This is a genomic window from Brucella daejeonensis (genome assembly GCF_014199265.1).
In the GTDB taxonomy this organism is placed as follows: domain Bacteria; phylum Pseudomonadota; class Alphaproteobacteria; order Rhizobiales; family Rhizobiaceae; genus Brucella; species Brucella daejeonensis.
On sequence record NZ_JACIJG010000001.1, the window covers coordinates 311,644 to 329,207 of the forward strand.

Sequence of the window (17,564 nt, forward strand, 5' to 3'; positions counted from 1 at the left end):
TTAAAATTTTTAAATCGATTAAATGTTTGAATTGTCACGATTAATCTGTTTCTGACTGCCATCCTCTGTTTCGCGCCCAATCGGAAGGGCTGGAAAAGAGAGCTATCAATCTGTCAAACGGACATGCGGAGACACCATGAAAGAGACCGGCATTCACAACACGGCCGCTTCGATTGCGACTTCTGGACTGAAGGAACTCTCCGCAGTCTTTTACAATCTGGGACCGGCACGGCTCTATGAAGAGACGATCCGTCGCGGCGAGGCCGAACTGACGGCACAGGGCGCGGTCGTTGCCCGCACCGGCCAGCATACGGGCCGTTCGCCGAAAGACAAATTCGTCGTGCGCGACGCCACCACCGAAGACAATGTCTGGTGGGACAACAACAAGCCGATGACGCCGGAAGCCTTCGATCTTCTTCATGCCGACTTCATCGAACATGCCAAGGCCAAGGATCTTTTCGTTCAGGATCTCATCGGCGGCGCCGATGCCGACAACAAGATCAATGCCCGCGTCATCACCGAATATGCCTGGCATTCGCTGTTCATCCGCAACCTGCTGATCCGTCCGGCTCAGGAAGACCTTGCTTCCTACGTGCCGGAAATGACGATTATCGACCTGCCATCCTTCAAGGCCGACCCGGAACGCCATGGCGTGCGCAGCGAAACCGTGATCGCGGTCGATCTCGCCCGCCGCATCGTTCTGATCGGCGGCACGTCCTATGCCGGTGAAATCAAGAAGTCGGTCTTCACCGCGCTCAACTACATCCTGCCTGCCAAGGGCGTGATGCCGATGCACTGCTCGGCCAACGAAGGCCCGAACGGCGACACCGCCGTGTTCTTCGGCCTGTCCGGCACCGGCAAGACCACGCTTTCGGCCGATCCGAGCCGCACGCTGATCGGTGACGACGAACATGGCTGGGGCGAACATGGCGTCTTCAATTTCGAAGGCGGCTGCTATGCCAAGACCATCCGCCTTTCGGCGGAAGCAGAACCGGAAATCTACGCCACGACGCAGCGTTTCGGCACCGTGCTTGAAAACGTCGTTCTCGACGAAAACCGCCAGCCGGACTTCGACGACGGTTCGCTGACCGAAAACACCCGTTGCGCCTATCCGCTGGACTTCATTCCGAACGCCTCGAAGACCGGCACCGGCGGCCAGCCGAAGAACATCATCATGCTCACCGCCGACGCTTTCGGCGTGATGCCTCCGATCGCCAAGCTGACGCCTGCGCAGGCCATGTACCACTTCCTGTCCGGCTACACGGCCAAGGTTGCAGGCACCGAAAAGGGCGTCACCGAGCCGGAAGCCACTTTCTCGACCTGCTTCGGCGCTCCGTTCATGCCACGCCATCCGTCGGAATACGGCAATCTGCTGCGCAAGCTGATCGCCGAACACAAGGTGGATTGCTGGCTGGTCAACACCGGCTGGACCGGCGGCGCCTATGGCGTCGGCAAGCGCATGCCGATCAAGGCAACCCGCGCGCTTCTGGCCGCAGCCCTCGATGGTTCGCTGAACAATGCGGAATTCCGCACCGACCCGAATTTCGGCTTCGCCGTTCCGGTCGATGTACCGGGCGTGGACAAGTCCATTCTCGATCCGCGTTCGACCTGGGCCGACAAGGCCGCCTATGACGTGCAGGCCAAGAAGCTTGTCGATATGTTCGTGACGAATTTCGGCAAGTTCGAAAGCCATGTCGATCACGAAGTGAAGGATGCCGCACCGGCCGTTCGCGTCGCTGCCGAATAATCGGGACCGATCCTGAAGAGGAGGGAAGAGCCCGGCTGAAAGGCCGGGTTTTTCTTTTGTATAAGAGACGCAAAGCGGTATATCTCTCCATGCCATGGAAGAGAACCGGAACATCATCCGCATCACCAGACGCCTGACGATCCGCGAGGAGGATCTGGAGGAAAGCTTCATTCGCGCCTCCGGTCCCGGCGGGCAGAACGTCAACAAGGTTTCGACCGCGGTGCAATTGCGTTTTCGCGCAGCCCGCTCCGGCCTGCCGGAAGATATTCTAACCCGCCTGTTCAAGCTTGCCGGTCAGCGCGGCACCAAGGACGGCGATGTACTCATCGAGGCCAATCGCTTCCGCACCCAGGAACGCAACCGCGAGGATGCGCGCGCAAGGCTGATCGCGCTGATCGCCAAGGCAGCGGAACCACCACCGCCGCCGCGCAAGAAAACCAGACCCACCAAAGGTTCCGTCGAGCGGCGGCTGAAGGCCAAGTCAGGCCGCGCCGACATCAAGAAGGGCAGGGGCAAGGTTTCCTTCGACTGAACAGATGAGGATGGGCATTGCCACAATCTCACGCGGAAATCGAAAACCCTTCAACCGGGGAAAAGCGCTTGGTAATTTCATGGGGCATCAATAACCAAAATGCCGCCATCAAACAACTTGGCAATGCCCCGTGGAGTGCTGCCTGGGCACAAGGCCAAGCCAGGCAGCAAAATTCCGACCGCTCTTAAATGCGCGAAGATCTGGAGCAAATGCGAGGATCGCGCCGGCGGTTACGGGTCCGACGCCGGGAACGGTGCAAAGTCGACGCATATCTTCATCTCCTTCAACTACCTTGAATCAGAATTCCAACAAATTGGGAATCCATAAATGCAGACAGTGCCTAGCCGCCTACAATTCATCCCTCGGAAAATACGAATAAAAACTCTGTATCTCAATACCCATACGTTTTGCCTCTGGACACACGGCCTCATTGTTCACTGTAGGCAAATCAGCATCAACTCCGGCCTTGGGTGTTTTGATTTTATACATCGGGTGACCCTTGGCGTCCGCGACCTCTGTCCATTGAGACGCAACCAACGGGTAAACAGACGTCTTTTTCATGAGTATAACCATCCTATTCGCTATAGTGTGTAGTGAGTTCCTGGCCATTCCTGGGGCTGAATCTAAGTATTCATTCATTCTGTTATAAATTTCAGATAAACGATTATATGCATCCTGACCGACAATTACATTAGAATTGATCTCAAAACCTTCGCCAGGATCGTCGACACGAAAGTCTGATGAGGGCCCAACAAACAGATTAAAGGGCATCCATGAATACCATTCCTGGAAAGAATCAAAACCTTCAACTCGAGCTGCAGTATTGTCATTTCGTGCATCGCCACCGGCTATCGCGAAAGAAACATTCGCCGCTTGATTGCCATTTGCAATGCTGGCAGAATTGCAGCGATCATTTGGGTTCACATTCGCCGCAAAACTAGAAAGTTTTACCGCAAAACTATTAAAAAAAAATTTAAATTGCTCCAGTTCACCATTACTCACAATTTTATTATAAAACGCAACTAGTGTATTAAGTGGAATAATATGATGTCGCGATAGATTGACTGGATATTCTGAGCCGCGCCCAAAGTCCGTAAGTTCCCTGTTTGCGTTCTCCAAGGGCAAATATGGCTGATCAGCCCTGTCGGAAGCAAAGTTAAGATTATAACCGCTGCGAGTAATCCTTGCAGGAGCGTCACCGTTTGCAAAGGAACTCCCCGTTGGAAGAACAAATAAAGAAGGAGCCGCTAAAATTACAATAATAGTATCTTTTATGCTTTTCATAATTACATCCATTTAATAATATATTTCATATTAGAGCGCCGATCTGATTGGATCAGATTGGCGCTCCAGAGCTGTTTCATTTAAATTGGAGTCATTGGAGCCGCCCTATCCATTAGTTTTTACGCATATCTTTATCCCGAAACCGATTCCCACTTTCGGGAGACATGCTCTAACACTCGCCCATCTGTTCGCCGATCGGCGTTATGTCGGAGAAACACTAGAAGACGCTCTGCATGAAGGCCAACTATTGAAATTCTCAAGCGCCTCGCGGCGCAAGGGGTTTCGCGGTCGCGCGCACGGATGGGTTGTCGAGCGAAGGCCGTCTAGCTTGGACGATGCCGACGCCTTACCAAGGGTTATGAGGCCATCATTGCGACTGCTGATGGCCTCAATCCGCCGTGTGGTTAGGTTTACCGTAATACATTGAAATCAATAATTATTAATTCACAATGCCAAATATAATTGAGCCAAAATTATTATTACTGTCACAGTATAGTGATACCGGCACTTGTGATTGGTAGGCGGATAAAACGAGAGACAATGTCGCCTTCCCTGCATCTGTGTTTGTATAATAAGATGAAAACATTTCAGATTGATGTCCGTTGGACGTTACAACACCAATACGAAGTTGATCACTTCCACCCCAATTTTGTTTAATATAGTTAATCTGTAAATTATCAGCTACATAGCCCTTACTTGGGCAAATTGTACCATCAGCGTACGCGCTTGTTGATGATACAAATGCTATTATTGCTGTAATGAATATGCTTTTCATTATTTTACCTTCATAAATATAATTAAGTTAAGCAGTTCAAGAATTTTCTACACAATTTTAAATGAAAATATTTGAATTGCATAATCATACTACTCGTTTGAGACGTCGAAAATCAACCTGTTAATAATCGGGGAGGGCATGGTGGATTCCAACCTGCAAAATCTCTATCAGATTTTGCGAAGCGCCACTTCCTCGATCAGATGATCGCTGCCCTTGCGCAGGATCAGATCGGCACGCGGACGCGTGGGCAGGATATTCTCGCGCAGGTTCTTCATGTTGATATTGTTCCACAGGCCTTCACCGATGGAGCGCGCCGCATCCTCCGAAAGCTGCGAATAGCGATGGAAGAAGGATTGCGGATTGACGAATGCCGTCTCGCGCAAACGCATGAAGCGGTCAATATACCATTTGTGCACCAGCTCCGCATCCGCGTCGATATAGATCGAAAAATCGAAGAAATCGGAGACGAAGGGCACCATCTTTCCGTCTTCGGGCAGATCGCGCACCTGAAGCACATTGATGCCCTCGAAGATCAGAATATCCGGCTTGTCGACGATCTGGTATTCGCCGGGCATTATGTCATAGCTCAGATGCGAATAAAGCGGCGCGCGCACATGGCCCATCCCGGCCTTGATCGCCGACAGAAAACGCAGGACCGCGCCGACATCGTAGCTTTCGGGAAAGCCCTTGCGCTCCATCATGTTCTGCTCGCGCAGGACGGCATTGGGATAGAGAAAGCCGTCCGTCGTCACCAGATCGACCTTGGGGCTTGAAGGCCAGCGCGCCAGAAGCTCTTTCAGGATACGCGCCGTGGTGGATTTTCCGACCGCCACCGAACCGGCAATGCCGATGATAAAGGGCGTCTTGAAGCGCTCTTCCATATTGAGGAATTGCTGGCGCTGGCGGAACAGGAGCTGGCTTGCCTCGACGTGGGCATAAAGCAGTCGGGACAGCGACAGATAGATGCGCCGCACTTCGTCAAGATCGATCGGATCGCCCAGCGAGCGCAGCCGCTTGACTTCCTCATAGGTCAGGGTGAGGGGCGTGTCCGCACGAAATCCGGCCCATTCCTGCGCCGAAAAGAAGCGATAGGGCGAGTAACGCGACGGCGTTAGCTGATCGACTTTTTCCCACATGAATATTCAGCCCTTTGAGCGCCCCGCTTTTTCCTCAAGGCCTGTCTGCGTCGTGCGGCGGCGCAATTCTGCAAGAACCTCCTCCAGCGGAACGCCAGCGATCTTCCAGACCACCAGAAGGTGATAAAGCAGATCGGCACTTTCTGAAATCACGCCTGCGCGGTCGCCGGATACGGCGGCAATCACGGTTTCCACCGCTTCCTCGCCCAGCTTCTGCGATGCCTTGGTCTGGCCCTTGGCGACAAGGCTTGCCGTATAGGACGATCCGTCCGTCACGCAGGCGCGCTCGGTCACAATGCGTTCAAGGTCGGAAAGCGTAAACTCGCTCATCGTGGTATTTCCTATGTATTGTCAGCGCACCGGATCGAGCCGCATCGGAATGCCAGCTTCGGCCATATAGCGTTTTGCCTCGCCGATCGTATAGGTGCCAAAGTGGAAAATCGAAGCGGCAAGCACCGCCGTCGCGTGACCGTCGCGAATGCCCGCCACCATATGATCGAGATTGCCGACGCCGCCGGACGCAATCACCGGAGCGCGCACGCTGTCGGCCACGGCCCGCGTCAGCGCGACATCGTAACCGGCCTTGGTGCCGTCACGATCCATCGAAGTCAGCAGGATTTCGCCTGCGCCAAGGCTCACCACTTTCTGCGCGAATTCCACCGCATTGATGCCGGTCGTCTGGCGACCGCCATGGGTGAAGATTTCCCAGCGGTCGGCTTCGCTTGGCGCCGAAACCTTCTTGGCGTCGATGGCAACCACGATGCACTGATTGCCGAACTTGTCGGCGGCTTCCGCGACAAATTCAGGGTTCTTCACCGCTGCCGTATTGATCGACACTTTGTCGGCCCCGGCCAGAAGCAGCTTGCGAATATCGGAAACCTGACGCACGCCGCCGCCAACGGTGAGCGGCATGAAGCATTGTTCAGCTGTACGGGCCACGACATCGAAAATTGTCTCGCGATTGTCCGAAGACGCCGTGATGTCGAGGAAGCACAGTTCGTCCGCGCCCGCCGCATCATAGGCTCGGGCGGCTTCCACCGGATCGCCCGCATCGATCAGGTCGACAAAGTTTACGCCTTTAACAACCCTGCCGTCTTTCACATCGAGGCAGGGAATTACGCGTGCTTTCAAAGTCATGCCGATGCCCTCAAAACGGCCAGCGCCTCAGTCGGATCGATACGCCCATCATAAAGCGCACGACCCGAAATCGCGCCTTCGAGCTTCGCCGCATCGGGCGCAGCGAGGCGGCGAATGTCATCCATCGAGGCGAGGCCGCCCGATGCGATCACCGGAATGGAAACGGCTTCGGCCAGCGCCAGCGTCGAATCCCAGTTGATACCAGCCAGAACGCCATCACGGTCAATATCGGTATAGATGATGGCCGCAACGCCAGCGCCTTCGAATTTTTTGGCAAGCTCGACAACGCCGAGTTCGGATGCTTCCGCCCAGCCTTCGACGGCCACATAGCCGCCCTTGGCGTCGATGCCGACAGCGACCTGTCCCGGAAATTCCTTGCAGGCCTCGATCACCAGCGCCGGGTCGCGCACGGCAACGGTGCCGAGAATGACACGGCGCAAGCCCTTCGAAAGCCAGCTTTCGATATGGGCCAGCGTGCGGATACCGCCACCAAGCTGCACCGGATTTTTCGTGGCTTTCAGGATGGATTCGACAGCCTGGCCATTGACACTCTCGCCGGCGAAAGCACCGTTGAGATCGACCACATGCAACCACTCAAAACCCTGATCCTCAAAAGCCTTGGCCTGCGCGGCTGGATCGGCGTTATAGACGGTGGCCTGATCCATGTCGCCAAGCTTCAGGCGCACACATTGACCGTCTTTCAAATCGATGGCGGGGAAAAGAATCATGTCTTTCAGGGCTTCCATTTCAGGAAATTGGCAATAAGCGAAAGGCCGAGTAGCTGGCTCTTTTCCGGGTGGAACTGCGTGCCGACCATATTGTCGCGACCGACCGTCGCGGTGACGTCGCCGCCATAATCGGTCACGGCAAGCACTTCATTCGGGTTTTTCGCATCGAACATATAGGAATGCACGAAATAGGCATGCAAGCCGTTCTCGCCGGTGTCGATTCCGTCAAAGATCGGATGTGCCAGATGGGATTGTTTCACGTGAATCCTGTTCCAGCCAATCTGCGGAATTTTGAGCGCCGGATCGGATGGCGTCATTTCGCGCACATCGCCCGCAATCCAGCCAAGCCCCTCCGTGACTTCCTTTTCCAGCCCGCGTTCCGACATGAGTTGCATGCCGACACAGATGCCGAGGAAGGGGCGGGCCTTTTTCAAAACCGCATCTTCCAGCGCTTCCACCATGCCGGGAACGGCGTCAAGGCCGCGGCGGCAATCCGCATAGGCGCCCACACCGGGCAGCACGATACTGTCAGCCGACGCGACGCGGTCGGCATCGGCGGTCAGGTCGATTTCAGCTTTCACGCCGCTCTCATGGGCAGCGCGCTCGAAAGCCTTGGTGGCTGAGCGAAGATTGCCGGAACCGTAATCGATGATTGCAACACGCATTTTCAGTTTTCTCCGCGATGGCCCACGAATCCGATGGTGGAGCCAGTAGAGGAATAGGTGGGACGCGGGGTTTCGCGGGGCAAGGACGGTTTCGGCGCAGGGATTTCGGCAACGCCTTCCACCGAAGCGGCTTTTTCCGTGAAATAACGGATTTCAGCCTCGTCCAGATTGCCCGCGTCGATGGCAGCGCTTTCGACAAAACCCTGCCGTCTCAATTTGGCGATCTTCCATTGCGCCCCTTCGAGCGCCACGAAGAGCGACACGATCAGGGAGAGGAGAGGCACCGCATCGGCAATGCCCAAGCGGGTCGCGACGAGACCGAGCAGGATCGTGACGCCCATGACGGCGAAGGCTTCGAACCACAGACGCTGGACCAGCAGCCAGATGAACGGCACGAGAAGCCCCAGCACATGGAATCCGTCGCGCACGAACACGGTTTTCTCAAAGCCTTGAGTATTGTCCGGTTCAAGAACGACGAATTGCGCCATGGCTTACCCTTTCAGCGAGCCCTTGGTGGAGGGAATGGCGTCCTTCTGGCGCGGGTCGGTTTCGAGCGCCGTGCGCAGAACCCGCGCCACGGCCTTGAAGATCGATTCCGCAATATGGTGGTTGTTGGCGCCATAATGATTGTTGATATGCAGCGTGATGCCCGCATTCATGGCGAAAGCCTGGAAGAATTCGCGCACCAGTTCCGTGTCGAACGTGCCGATCTTGGGCGTGGTGAAATTGACGTTCCAGACCAGAAAGGCGCGGCCCGACACATCGACGGCAGCGCCCGTCAGCGTGTCGTCCATGGCGAGATCCATCGAGGCATAGCGCACGATGCCACGGCGTTCGCCCAAGGCTTTTGCCACCGCCTGTCCCAGCGCGATGCCGGTGTCCTCGACCGTATGGTGATCGTCGATATGCAGATCGCCCTTGGCCATCACGCGCATATTGATGAGCGAATGTCGCGAAAGCTGCTCAAGCATGTGATCGAAAAAGCCGACGCCGGTGGTGATGTCGAACTTGCCGACGCCATCCAGATCGACGGAAACGGCAATGCTCGTCTCTTTCGTGGAGCGTTCGATACTTGCCTTACGGGTGCTTTCAGCAGTCATAAGCCTTCCTCACTACGATATTGCAGGCGTTCTAGAACAGCTTGCCCGCTTTGCCAAATGCTTTTGCCGGTTTGGCATTTGCAATTCGGCAATGCATTCTTAAATAATCAATTCGAAATGCGTATAACCGCATAGAAAGGGATCTGCGTCTTCGCCGTCCGGGATGACGCGGATCGCCAAAGGAGCATCCATGATCGACCACAATCCCACAACGATTTACGGCACAACGATCGTCACCGTCCGCAAGGGCGGCAAGGTTGTCATTGCCGGTGACGGGCAGGTATCGCTGGGCAACACCGTCATGAAGGGCAATGCGCGAAAGGTTCGCCGCATTGGCAAGGGCAACGTCATTGCCGGTTTTGCCGGCGCGACCGCCGACGCCTTCACCCTTCTGGAGCGCCTCGAAGCCAAGCTCGAACAATATCCCGACCAGCTCATGCGCGCCTCGGTGGAACTGGCCAAGGACTGGCGCACCGACCGTTACCTGCGCAAGCTGGAAGCCATGATGCTGGTGGCCGACAGCAAGGTCACGCTGGCGCTGACCGGCACGGGCGACGTGCTGGAGCCTGAGCAGGGCGTGATGGCCATCGGTTCGGGCGGCAATTATGCGCTGGCCGCAGCGCGCGCGCTGGTCGATACCGACATGACGGCCGAGGACATTGCCCGCAAGGCGATGGGGATCGCAGCCGATATCTGCATCTACACCAACCACAATATCATCGTGGAAAGCCTGGACGCGGAATGAGACTTGCGGCAGCGCCCCAACGCGCGGCCCTCATTCGCAAGCCTTTTCCATACAGAACCGGGTTATCATCATGAGTAATTTTTCCCCCCGCGAAATCGTTTCGGAACTCGACCGCTTCATCATCGGCCAGAACGACGCCAAGCGCGCCGTGGCCATCGCCTTGCGCAATCGCTGGCGCCGCCAGCAGCTCGAAGGGCAGATGCGTGAAGAGGTCATGCCGAAGAACATCCTGATGATCGGGCCGACCGGCGTCGGCAAGACGGAAATCTCACGCCGTCTCGCAAAGCTCGCCGGTGCGCCTTTCGTCAAGGTGGAGGCCACCAAGTTCACCGAAGTGGGTTATGTCGGGCGCGATGTCGAGCAGATCGTCCGCGACCTGGTCGAAGTCGCCATCGCGCTGGTGCGCGAAAAGCGTCGCGACGACGTGAAGGCCAAGGCGCATCTCAATGCCGAGGAACGCGTGCTCGACGCGCTGGTCGGCAAGACTGCAAGCCCCGCCACCCGCGACAGTTTCCGCAAGAAGCTGCGCGGCAACGAGCTGGACGACAAGGAAATCGAAATCGAGGTCGCCGATACCGGCTCCGGCCCGAGCTTCGAGATTCCGGGTATGCCGGGCGCCAATATCGGCGTCATGAATCTGTCGGACATGCTGGGCAAGGCCATGGGCGGGCGCACCAAGACGCGCAAGACCACGGTCAAGGATTCCTATGCGATCCTGATCAATGACGAGTCCGACAAGCTCCTCGACCAGGACCAGATCGTGCAGGAGGCCATGCGCGTCACCGAGGACGAAGGCATCGTGTTCATCGACGAGATCGACAAGATCGCGTCGCGGGAAGGCGGCATGGGTGCGGGCGTCTCGCGCGAAGGCGTGCAGCGCGATCTCCTGCCGCTCGTCGAAGGCACCACGGTTGCGACCAAATACGGGCCGGTGAAGACCGACCACATATTGTTCATCGCATCCGGCGCTTTCCACGTTTCGAAGCCGTCCGACCTCCTGCCGGAACTGCAAGGCCGCCTGCCGATCCGCGTGGAGCTTTCCGCGCTGACACGCGAGGATTTCCGCCGCATCCTGACGGAAACCGAGGCGAGCCTGATCAAGCAGTATATCGCCCTGATGGAGACGGAAGAGGTGAAGCTCACCTTCTCCGACGACGCCATCGACGCACTCGCCGATATTGCCGTCGATCTGAATGCCTCGGTCGAAAATATCGGTGCACGCCGCTTGCAGACGGTGATGGAGCGGGTTCTCGACGAAATCTCCTTCACGGCCCCGGACAAAACCGGCGCGGTCTTCACCATCGACGCGGCTTACGTGAAGGAGAAGATCGGCGGTCTTGCCAAGAACACCGATCTGTCGCGCTTCATTCTGTAAATATAAAAGTGACCGGAAAGCCACGGCTCCGGTCACATTCATGATCGCGGAAAGAAACCCCTCGACTTGCATCGGGGGGTTTTCTATTTTCCGGCGAAATTCACCATGTTGGGGCTGCTTCCGCACAATGACCAGATCACTGAACCGCATTGCTGGCCTTTGCCTCGCCTTCATTGTCGCCAGTCAGGGCGCCTATGCGGCAACGGTCGTGCCTCCCGGCAATCGCAGCGCCGAACAGCCGCCCATTCCCGGCGCATCCGCCAAGCGCACGCGGGAACTGAGCACGACCTTCGAAAAGAAATACCAGAAGATCTACGGTCTTTTGAAGAAAGACGCCTCGCTGCGCTCCAAGATACGCTCGACCGCCGCCGCCTATGGCATCGATCCGATCCATATGGCTGGCGCGATCGTCGGCGAGCACACCTATAATGTGGATGTCTATGACCGGCTGCAGACCTATTACGTCAAGGCCATGTCCTATGTGAGCCAGGGTGTGAGCTTCGGCTATAATGGCGAAAGCATCGGCCAGTTCATCAAGCGGCCCGAATTTTCCGGCTGCCTGAAGTTCAAGGACAGCTATTCGCTGTGGACCTGCCGCGAGAATGTGTGGAACAGAAGTTTCCGTGGGCGTTCGGTCGGCGGCAAAGCCTATCCGAACAACCGTTTCAGCGCCGTTTTCTTCCAGCCTTTCTATGCGGGCCAGACTTTCGGCCTCGGCCAGATCAATCCGCTGACCGCGCTTCAGATGTCGGACATGGTGAACCGCGTTTCCGGCCTGCCGAAGCTCGACGCCGAAGACGGCAATGCCGTCTACAAGACGATCATGGACCCGGACCTGACGCTGCCCTATATCGCGGCGACGCTGAAACAGTCGATCAATGCCTATCGCCGGATCGCCGATTTCGACATTTCCAGAAATCCGGGCATTACGGCGACGCTCTACAATACCGGCGGAGCGGAAGCCCGCGCCCGCGCGCTCGCCAGTGAAAACGCCCGGCGCAAGGCCGCCGGACAGGACCCGGCGTTCCCGCAGGAGAATTATTACGGCTGGCTGGTCAATTCCAAGCTGGACGAATTGAAGGCCCTGTTCTGATCACAGCGGTTAGACCGGCCTGATGCCCCGGCGGCGTTTTCGCGCCGCCTCGATCTCTTCGCTCAGATGCCTGATCGTCTCGCGGTCGATGATGCGGATATTGCGCGCCAGAAGATTGGCCAGTTCGGTTGCCTGCGGCGACAGGCCCGACGTGTCGATCACCACGCGGGGATGCGACACGGCGGCAAGATTCTGCAATTCTTCCGCCTCGTCCCAGATGATGTTGAAATAGGTGATGATACGCTGGAGCAGGTCCCAGGTGGGCTGTCCGCGTCGCCCATGTTCCAGCGCCGACAGATAGGCCGGCGAAACGCGGAGCGCCGCCGCCATGTCCTTCTGCGTCACGCCGCGCTCCTCGCGCAATTCGCGCAGGCGTTTTCCAAACGGTGTCATCGCTGTCCGCTCCCCCCGGGCAATACGGTCTGCGTGTGACGGCGAAGCCGCACATAGAGCGCACCGTGACCGCCATGATGCCGCGCCGCATCCTCATAGGCGCTGACCAGCAGCCGGAACAGCGGCGTGGAAAACCAGTGCGGCACGGCCTGGCGCAAAACCCCCTCGCTGCCGAAAGAGCGTCCCTTGCCGGTGATCACCATCACATGGCGCAGTCCGCGCGCATGGGCGCTGACCAGAAAACCGTAGAGCAGGCCGTGCGCCTCGTTCTGGGTCAATCCGTGAAGATCGATACGCGCCTCGATATCGACGCGTCCCTTGGCGATCTTGCGATGGGTCGGCCTGTCGAGCGGCTGGATCTGCATTTCGCCGAGCGACGACAGGCCCTTTTTCGGCTTGCGCTCCTCTGCCGCAGGCTGGACCCTGGACTGAGCAGGCTGCTTTTCCTCTTCCGCCATCAACGATTTGAAGTCGGGAAGCTCGTCGGGCTTCGCCTTGCGCCTGGCGAGCGGCTTCGCGGTTTTCGCCACCGTTTCCCACAGAATACGGTCTTCGGGTCGCAGATAATCCTTTTCAGGCCTGTCGGTCTCGCGCGCCATCCCGGTCAGCCCTCCACCAGCGTACGCGGAACCAGCGCATGGAAATCCGCTTCTTCCCTGACGCCGCCCGCGATCTCGCCCGCAACGTCGCCGGAACCGGCAAAGAGATCGCCGCGCGCCGGGCCGACGATTGCCGTTCCCGTATCCTGTGCGATCATCAGACGGGCAAAGGGCTTGCCGTCGAACACCGTCACCGTCGGCGCGCTGACATGGATCGGCGTCCCGAAAGTATGAAGCAGCCTGTCCACTGCAAGCGAGCGCCCGGCGGTGAGCGGAACTTTTGCGGCGGCAACCGGACCCAATTCGGGGTCATCCACCGGCGCCTCGCGGAAGAAGATATAGGAACGGTTCCGCCAGATAAGATCGTCCGCCCGGTCGGGGTGTTCGGCCAGCCAGCGACGGATCGTCTGCATGGAAATGCCGGAAGCCGGAATTTCGCCATTGGCAACCAGAATGCCGCCGATGCCGGTAAAAGGATGCCCGGTCTTGGCCGCATAGGTGATGCGCGTGGTTCCGCCATCGACGAGTTTCAGGCGCGCCGCGCCCTGCACATGGGCGAAAAACGCATCGACCCGGTCGGCGACGAAGGCGATTTCCAGCCCGCGCCCCGAAAGGCTTCCCCGCTCGATCATGCGGCGGTCGTCATATTCCGCGAGACCGTCCGCGCCCTGACGCGCAAAGGCAAAGGACGGGTCCAGGTCCGCCGGGCGGTTTTCCTCCGTCACTTTCACCAGATCGTCCGGCTGGCGCAGGAACGGCACCTTGAAACGATCGTCCGGTACGAGCGAGGCCTCGATTTCGGGCTCGTAAAAGGCGGTCACGAAACCGCGCCCCGCATCGGGAACGATCCGGCAGGGAACGAAATGCCGTTCGAAGAAGGCGCGCGCTTCCGCCGGGCCGGGCCGGTCGAGCCTGCGCGCGGCGGCAAAGACGGGCGACAGCGCCTCGAAACCGATGCCGAGGCTTCCGCTTTTATAGCGCCCGTGTTCAGCATGGTCGGCGGAACGGCGAAAAGCGGCGAAAGCGGCGGACTGATCGTCCCGGCTCCAGCCCGGACAATCGGAAAAAGCCACCGGGCGCAAAATCCTCGCCAAGTCGTTCACTGCCGCATCCGTCTAGCTATACACAAACAAAAAGGCCGCTGAGGTGGGTCAGCGGCCCGATTCACAAGGCTCTCTTAATCTTCCGCTTCGGTCGCGACAAGCTTCCAGTTCGGATCGCGCGCGCGCGTATCGCGGGAGAATGTCCACAGATCCTTGATCTCAAGCACATTGTCCGGGTCGCCATCGATCAGCTTGCCGTCCTTGTCGAAGGTGGAGGAGATCATCTGGCTGACGATATTGACCGTGACATGCGCGTCGGAACCCTTCATTTCCGCGCTGGTGATTTCCGCCTTGTCGATGCCGACAAAAGAGGAACGCACACTTTCGCCACGGGCCTCGCGTTCGTCGATGGCAGAAACGAAACCGTCGAACACATCCCTGGAAAGCAGGTTCTTCAGAACCTTGCGGTCACCGTCGGCGAAGGACATCACGATCATTTCATAGGCGATCTTGACGCCATCCACGAAACGGGCGGGATCGAAAGCCGGATCGGCGGATTGAATCGCGCGCAAACCATCATTGACCGGCGAACCGGCCGGGGCAATCTTGTCGATGGCCGTGAAATCCTTTTCACCCGCACGGCGCGGCAGGGAAATCACATTGTCCGTCTCGGCGCCGGATGGCGCGGCGTCGGCGCTGCGGGCCGATGTATAGGGGTCGAAGGGCGGCTTTTCGTTTCCGGTGCGACGGCCAAGAACATTCCTCAGCTGGAGAAAGATGATCACCGCTGCGATGAAGAAGAAAATCGTGCCAAAATCAAAAAATTCCATGCCGCCTGCCGCTGATTGGAGGATGAGGCGTTTCGCCTTCCCTATCCCTGTTTTGTATTCCATACATATAGATCGGCTTACGTCATCATTCAAATCCCGATCACGCGTACCTATTTGATATTGCATGACAGACAGTTTCGATTTCGTTTGGAACCTGAAAAAGCTGCATTTCCCGGCCAGACTCCATAAGAGTCCGATCGGAACTGAAACACGAACCCAACAATAAAGGTCGTAACCTCCGTGTCCTCCTCTTTCGCCCCTTTCATCATGCTGGCGATGCCATTCGTCGAAATTGCCGGTTTCGTTATCATCGGCAGCAAGATCGGCGTTCTCGCGACTTTGGGCCTCGTGATCCTGAGCGCCGTCATGGGCTTCTATCTTCTGCGCGTGCAGGGCATCGGGCTTCTCCAGCGCATCCGCACCGAAGCGGCGGCGGGCCGCGTGCCGGATCGCGAAATGGTGCATGGCGCCATGCTCGTCCTGGCGGCGATCATGCTGATCGTGCCGGGCTTCGTGACCAGCGCCGTCGGCATCCTGCTGTTCATTCCCTTCATCCGCGATGCGGTATGGGAAAAATTTGTGCGCGGCCGCATGGTGGTCGCCACCTCGACACGCTATTCCGAAGGCTACGGCCATTATCGGCAGCCGCAGCAGGACCATGTCATCGACCTCGATCCGGACGATTATTCCACCCGGTCCGACGAAAACCCGTCACGGAAAGACGGCCACGAAGATCGCTGAATGCTAACATTGAAAGCCTTTCTTGCCTCGTGACCGCTCACATGCTAGCCAAACATTCCGACTTCCGGGAGCGGGCCGCCATGGGCAGCGGCTTTCGGGAGACACGAAGTTGAATCACCGGAAGAAGGCATACCGATAATGAGCGATAAGGCCGCGGGCGAAGTAAAGAACGGCAATGGCGCGACGGCCGAGCCGTCCCTCAACATTCTGGCGCAATATGTCAAGGACCTGTCCTTCGAAAGCCCGGGCGCGCCGCTGTCGCTGCGCCCGCGCGAAAAAGCGCCTTCCATCAACATCAATGTCAATGTGAACACCAATCCGCTTTCCGAAACGGATTTCGACGTCGTCCTGACGCTGGAAGCCAAGGCCGTCGACGGCAAGGACGTACTCTTCAACACCGAACTCGTCTATGGCGGCGTGTTCCGCATTCAGGGCATCCCGCAGGAGCATATGCTGCCGCTTCTGTTCATCGAATGCCCGCGTCTCCTGTTCCCGTTCGCGCGCCAGATCGTCGCCGACGCGACGCGCAACGGCGGCTATCCGCCGCTGATGATCGACCCGATCGATTTTGCGCAGATGTTCCAGAGCCGCATGGCCGAAGAACAGGCCAAGGCCGCCGTCAAGAGCTGATTGCAGGCTTCATGATGCAGGAAAGCCCGGCTGAGCCGGGCTTTTTTGTTCCGGGAGCATATCCAGCAAAAGTGCGAAGCGGTTTTGCGTCGGATAAACGGGAACCGCTCTAAAGCGTGTTGCGTTCAATGGTATTCAGGCAACACGCTTTAAGCTTTTGTTTTTACGCATGTCTTTATCCCATCGAAGCGGGACTAGAAATCAGTCCAGTGGACTGATTTCCCCGCGTAGGCGGTTCCCACTTTTGGGAGACATGCTCTAAGAGAGATACTTTTTCCAGATCGCCTTGTCGCCCAGTCCGTCCATAAGCGTCGCATGGGCGGCGCGTTCGGCTTCCGAAACGCGGGGAGGGAGCGGCTGCGGCCGCGGAGGAATAACGATGGACGCTCCGCCGCCAGCCGTACTGCCGCCCGAGGCACCGTCCACGCTGAGACCGAGCGCCGTCTGCTTGCCGCCGATCAGTTCGATATAGACTTCGGCCAAAATCTCGGAATCGAGCAACGCGCCGTGCAATGTGCGGTGCGAATTTTCGATGCCGTAGCGCTTGCACAGGGCATCGAGGGAATTCGGCCCCATCGGGTGTTTGCGGCGCGCGAGCGCCAACGTGTCCACGATGCGTTCCGAAGCGATCTCGGCCCGGTTCAGCCGCGCCAGTTCGGCATTGATGAAACCGAGGTCGAACATGGCATTGTGCGCGACCAGCTTGGCGCCGTCGAAAAATTCCAGAAACTCATCGAGAATTTCAGCAAAGGTCGGCTTGTCCAGCAATTGCTCGTTGCTGATGCCGTGCACGGCGAGCGCCTCGGCATGAACCTGACGGCCCTGCGGGTTGATGAATTTATGAAAAGTGCGGCCTGTGGGAAACTTGTTGATCAGTTCCACGCCGCCGATTTCGATCACGCGGTCCTCCAGCCGTTCAAGGCCGGTGGTTTCCGTATCGAAAACGATTTCACGCATTGAAGAACACCCCGGAAGAACCTCTCGAAAATCACCCTGTTATCATAGCACGGC

Annotated in this window: 21 protein-coding genes and 1 pseudogene; 7 read left to right on the forward strand and 15 right to left on the reverse strand. The window is 57.6% G+C overall.

Features of this window, described 5'->3' with window-relative positions:
* Positions 1–136 precede the first annotated feature (136 nt).
* Positions 137–1,747, forward strand: a complete 1,611-nt coding sequence (locus tag FHS76_RS01435) for a phosphoenolpyruvate carboxykinase (protein ID WP_183646972.1) — start codon at positions 137–139, stop codon at positions 1,745–1,747.
* Positions 1,748–1,841: 94 nt separating this feature from the next.
* Positions 1,842–2,279, forward strand: coding sequence for an alternative ribosome rescue aminoacyl-tRNA hydrolase ArfB (gene arfB / locus FHS76_RS01440; RefSeq protein ID WP_183646975.1), 438 nt, complete (start codon positions 1,842–1,844; stop codon positions 2,277–2,279).
* A gap of 126 nt (positions 2,280–2,405) precedes the next feature.
* Here arfB and FHS76_RS01445 read toward each other — a convergent pair.
* The 10 genes and pseudogenes from FHS76_RS01445 to hisB form a co-directional block, all read right to left on the reverse strand.
* Positions 2,406–2,558 (reverse strand): annotated as a pseudogene (locus tag FHS76_RS01445) (transposase); the annotation flags it as partial.
* 69 nt (positions 2,559–2,627) lie between these two features.
* On the reverse strand, positions 2,628–3,563 hold the full coding sequence (locus FHS76_RS01450; protein ID WP_183646978.1) for a hypothetical protein: 936 nt from the start codon (positions 3,561–3,563) through the stop codon (positions 2,628–2,630).
* Between the two features lie 439 nt (positions 3,564–4,002).
* Positions 4,003–4,338 (reverse strand): hypothetical protein, encoded by a 336-nt coding sequence (locus FHS76_RS01455; RefSeq protein ID WP_183646981.1) that lies wholly within the window; start codon positions 4,336–4,338, stop codon positions 4,003–4,005.
* Positions 4,339–4,505: 167 nt separating this feature from the next.
* Entirely contained in the window at positions 4,506–5,474 is a 969-nt protein-coding gene (gene coaA / locus FHS76_RS01460) for a type I pantothenate kinase (protein ID WP_183646984.1), read from the reverse strand.
* Positions 5,475–5,480: 6 nt separating this feature from the next.
* A complete protein-coding gene (locus FHS76_RS01465) occupies positions 5,481–5,804 on the reverse strand; it encodes a phosphoribosyl-ATP diphosphatase (RefSeq protein ID WP_183646986.1) in 324 nt (107 codons plus the stop codon).
* Positions 5,805–5,825: 21 nt separating this feature from the next.
* Positions 5,826–6,611 carry an imidazole glycerol phosphate synthase subunit HisF gene (gene hisF / locus FHS76_RS01470; RefSeq protein WP_183646989.1) on the reverse strand — a complete coding sequence of 262 codons (786 nt, stop codon included), beginning with the start codon at positions 6,609–6,611 and terminating at the stop codon, positions 5,826–5,828.
* A complete protein-coding gene (gene hisA / locus FHS76_RS01475) occupies positions 6,608–7,339 on the reverse strand; it encodes a 1-(5-phosphoribosyl)-5-[(5-phosphoribosylamino)methylideneamino]imidazole-4-carboxamide isomerase (protein ID WP_183646992.1) in 732 nt (243 codons plus the stop codon). Before hisA ends, hisF begins: the two co-directional genes overlap by 4 nt.
* A 5-nt stretch (positions 7,340–7,344) precedes the next feature.
* On the reverse strand, positions 7,345–8,004 hold the full coding sequence (hisH, locus tag FHS76_RS01480; RefSeq protein WP_183646995.1) for an imidazole glycerol phosphate synthase subunit HisH: 660 nt from the start codon (positions 8,002–8,004) through the stop codon (positions 7,345–7,347).
* Positions 8,005–8,006: 2 nt separating this feature from the next.
* A complete protein-coding gene (locus FHS76_RS01485) occupies positions 8,007–8,492 on the reverse strand; it encodes a DUF2628 domain-containing protein (RefSeq protein WP_183646998.1) in 486 nt (161 codons plus the stop codon).
* Between the two features lie 3 nt (positions 8,493–8,495).
* A complete protein-coding gene (gene hisB, locus FHS76_RS01490) occupies positions 8,496–9,104 on the reverse strand; it encodes an imidazoleglycerol-phosphate dehydratase HisB (RefSeq protein ID WP_183647001.1) in 609 nt (202 codons plus the stop codon).
* Positions 9,105–9,294: 190 nt separating this feature from the next.
* Here hisB and hslV point away from each other — a divergent pair, with 190 nt between their 5' ends.
* The 3 genes from hslV (at position 9,295) to FHS76_RS01505 (ending at position 12,317) form a co-directional block, all read left to right on the forward strand.
* Positions 9,295–9,849, forward strand: coding sequence for an ATP-dependent protease subunit HslV (gene hslV, locus FHS76_RS01495; RefSeq protein WP_183647004.1), 555 nt, complete (start codon positions 9,295–9,297; stop codon positions 9,847–9,849).
* A 70-nt stretch (positions 9,850–9,919) separates the two neighbouring features.
* On the forward strand, positions 9,920–11,224 hold the full coding sequence (gene hslU, locus FHS76_RS01500; protein WP_183647007.1) for an ATP-dependent protease ATPase subunit HslU: 1,305 nt from the start codon (positions 9,920–9,922) through the stop codon (positions 11,222–11,224).
* Between the two features lie 127 nt (positions 11,225–11,351).
* The gene (locus FHS76_RS01505; protein ID WP_183647011.1) at positions 11,352–12,317 is read left to right on the forward strand and encodes a DUF1402 family protein; all 966 of its coding nucleotides are present in this window, start codon (positions 11,352–11,354) and stop codon (positions 12,315–12,317) included.
* A 9-nt stretch (positions 12,318–12,326) separates the two neighbouring features.
* Here the strand turns inward: FHS76_RS01505 and FHS76_RS01510 are convergent, their stop codons facing one another.
* From FHS76_RS01510 to FHS76_RS01525, 4 genes are all read right to left on the reverse strand, one after another.
* Positions 12,327–12,710 (reverse strand): helix-turn-helix domain-containing protein, encoded by a 384-nt coding sequence (locus FHS76_RS01510; RefSeq protein ID WP_183647014.1) that lies wholly within the window; start codon positions 12,708–12,710, stop codon positions 12,327–12,329.
* On the reverse strand, positions 12,707–13,309 hold the full coding sequence (locus FHS76_RS01515) for a Smr/MutS family protein (protein WP_183647017.1): 603 nt from the start codon (positions 13,307–13,309) through the stop codon (positions 12,707–12,709). The genes FHS76_RS01510 and FHS76_RS01515 overlap by 4 nt, the downstream gene beginning before the upstream one ends.
* Positions 13,310–13,314: 5 nt before the next feature.
* Positions 13,315–14,412, reverse strand: a complete 1,098-nt coding sequence (gene mltA / locus FHS76_RS01520) for a murein transglycosylase A (protein WP_183647020.1) — start codon at positions 14,410–14,412, stop codon at positions 13,315–13,317.
* Between the two features lie 74 nt (positions 14,413–14,486).
* Complete coding sequence (locus FHS76_RS01525) at positions 14,487–15,182, reverse strand: Tim44/TimA family putative adaptor protein (protein ID WP_183647023.1); 696 nt, start codon at positions 15,180–15,182, stop codon at positions 14,487–14,489.
* A 240-nt stretch (positions 15,183–15,422) separates the two neighbouring features.
* Between FHS76_RS01525 and FHS76_RS01530 the strand changes: the two genes are divergently transcribed.
* Positions 15,423–15,923 (forward strand): FxsA family protein, encoded by a 501-nt coding sequence (locus FHS76_RS01530; protein ID WP_183647026.1) that lies wholly within the window; start codon positions 15,423–15,425, stop codon positions 15,921–15,923.
* Positions 15,924–16,061: 138 nt separating this feature from the next.
* Positions 16,062–16,553, forward strand: a complete 492-nt coding sequence (gene secB / locus FHS76_RS01535; RefSeq protein WP_183647029.1) for a protein-export chaperone SecB — start codon at positions 16,062–16,064, stop codon at positions 16,551–16,553.
* Between the two features lie 258 nt (positions 16,554–16,811).
* Here the strand turns inward: secB and dnaQ are convergent, their stop codons facing one another.
* Positions 16,812–17,510, reverse strand: coding sequence for a DNA polymerase III subunit epsilon (gene dnaQ, locus FHS76_RS01540; RefSeq protein WP_183647032.1), 699 nt, complete (start codon positions 17,508–17,510; stop codon positions 16,812–16,814).
* Positions 17,511–17,564: the final 54 nt, after the last annotated feature.

Bases quoted from the DNA above. Each gene is read 5' to 3' on its own strand.
- FHS76_RS01435 (WP_183646972.1), top strand. From the start codon at position 137: ATGAAAGAGACCGGCATTCACAACACGGCCGCTTCGATTGCGACTTCT.
- arfB (WP_183646975.1), top strand. From the start codon at position 1,842: ATGGAAGAGAACCGGAACATCATCCGCATCACCAGACGCCTGACGATC.
- FHS76_RS01450 (WP_183646978.1), bottom strand. From the start codon at position 3,563: ATGAAAAGCATAAAAGATACTATTATTGTAATTTTAGCGGCTCCTTCT.
- FHS76_RS01455 (WP_183646981.1), bottom strand. From the start codon at position 4,338: ATGAAAAGCATATTCATTACAGCAATAATAGCATTTGTATCATCAACA.
- coaA (WP_183646984.1), bottom strand. From the start codon at position 5,474: ATGTGGGAAAAAGTCGATCAGCTAACGCCGTCGCGTTACTCGCCCTAT.
- FHS76_RS01465 (WP_183646986.1), bottom strand. From the start codon at position 5,804: ATGAGCGAGTTTACGCTTTCCGACCTTGAACGCATTGTGACCGAGCGC.
- hisF (WP_183646989.1), bottom strand. From the start codon at position 6,611: ATGACTTTGAAAGCACGCGTAATTCCCTGCCTCGATGTGAAAGACGGC.
- hisA (WP_183646992.1), bottom strand. From the start codon at position 7,339: ATGATTCTTTTCCCCGCCATCGATTTGAAAGACGGTCAATGTGTGCGC.
- hisH (WP_183646995.1), bottom strand. From the start codon at position 8,004: ATGCGTGTTGCAATCATCGATTACGGTTCCGGCAATCTTCGCTCAGCC.
- FHS76_RS01485 (WP_183646998.1), bottom strand. From the start codon at position 8,492: ATGGCGCAATTCGTCGTTCTTGAACCGGACAATACTCAAGGCTTTGAG.
- hisB (WP_183647001.1), bottom strand. From the start codon at position 9,104: ATGACTGCTGAAAGCACCCGTAAGGCAAGTATCGAACGCTCCACGAAA.
- hslV (WP_183647004.1), top strand. From the start codon at position 9,295: ATGATCGACCACAATCCCACAACGATTTACGGCACAACGATCGTCACC.
- hslU (WP_183647007.1), top strand. From the start codon at position 9,920: ATGAGTAATTTTTCCCCCCGCGAAATCGTTTCGGAACTCGACCGCTTC.
- FHS76_RS01505 (WP_183647011.1), top strand. From the start codon at position 11,352: ATGACCAGATCACTGAACCGCATTGCTGGCCTTTGCCTCGCCTTCATT.
- FHS76_RS01510 (WP_183647014.1), bottom strand. From the start codon at position 12,710: ATGACACCGTTTGGAAAACGCCTGCGCGAATTGCGCGAGGAGCGCGGC.
- FHS76_RS01515 (WP_183647017.1), bottom strand. From the start codon at position 13,309: ATGGCGCGCGAGACCGACAGGCCTGAAAAGGATTATCTGCGACCCGAA.
- FHS76_RS01525 (WP_183647023.1), bottom strand. From the start codon at position 15,182: ATGGAATTTTTTGATTTTGGCACGATTTTCTTCTTCATCGCAGCGGTG.
- secB (WP_183647029.1), top strand. From the start codon at position 16,062: ATGAGCGATAAGGCCGCGGGCGAAGTAAAGAACGGCAATGGCGCGACG.
- dnaQ (WP_183647032.1), bottom strand. From the start codon at position 17,510: ATGCGTGAAATCGTTTTCGATACGGAAACCACCGGCCTTGAACGGCTG.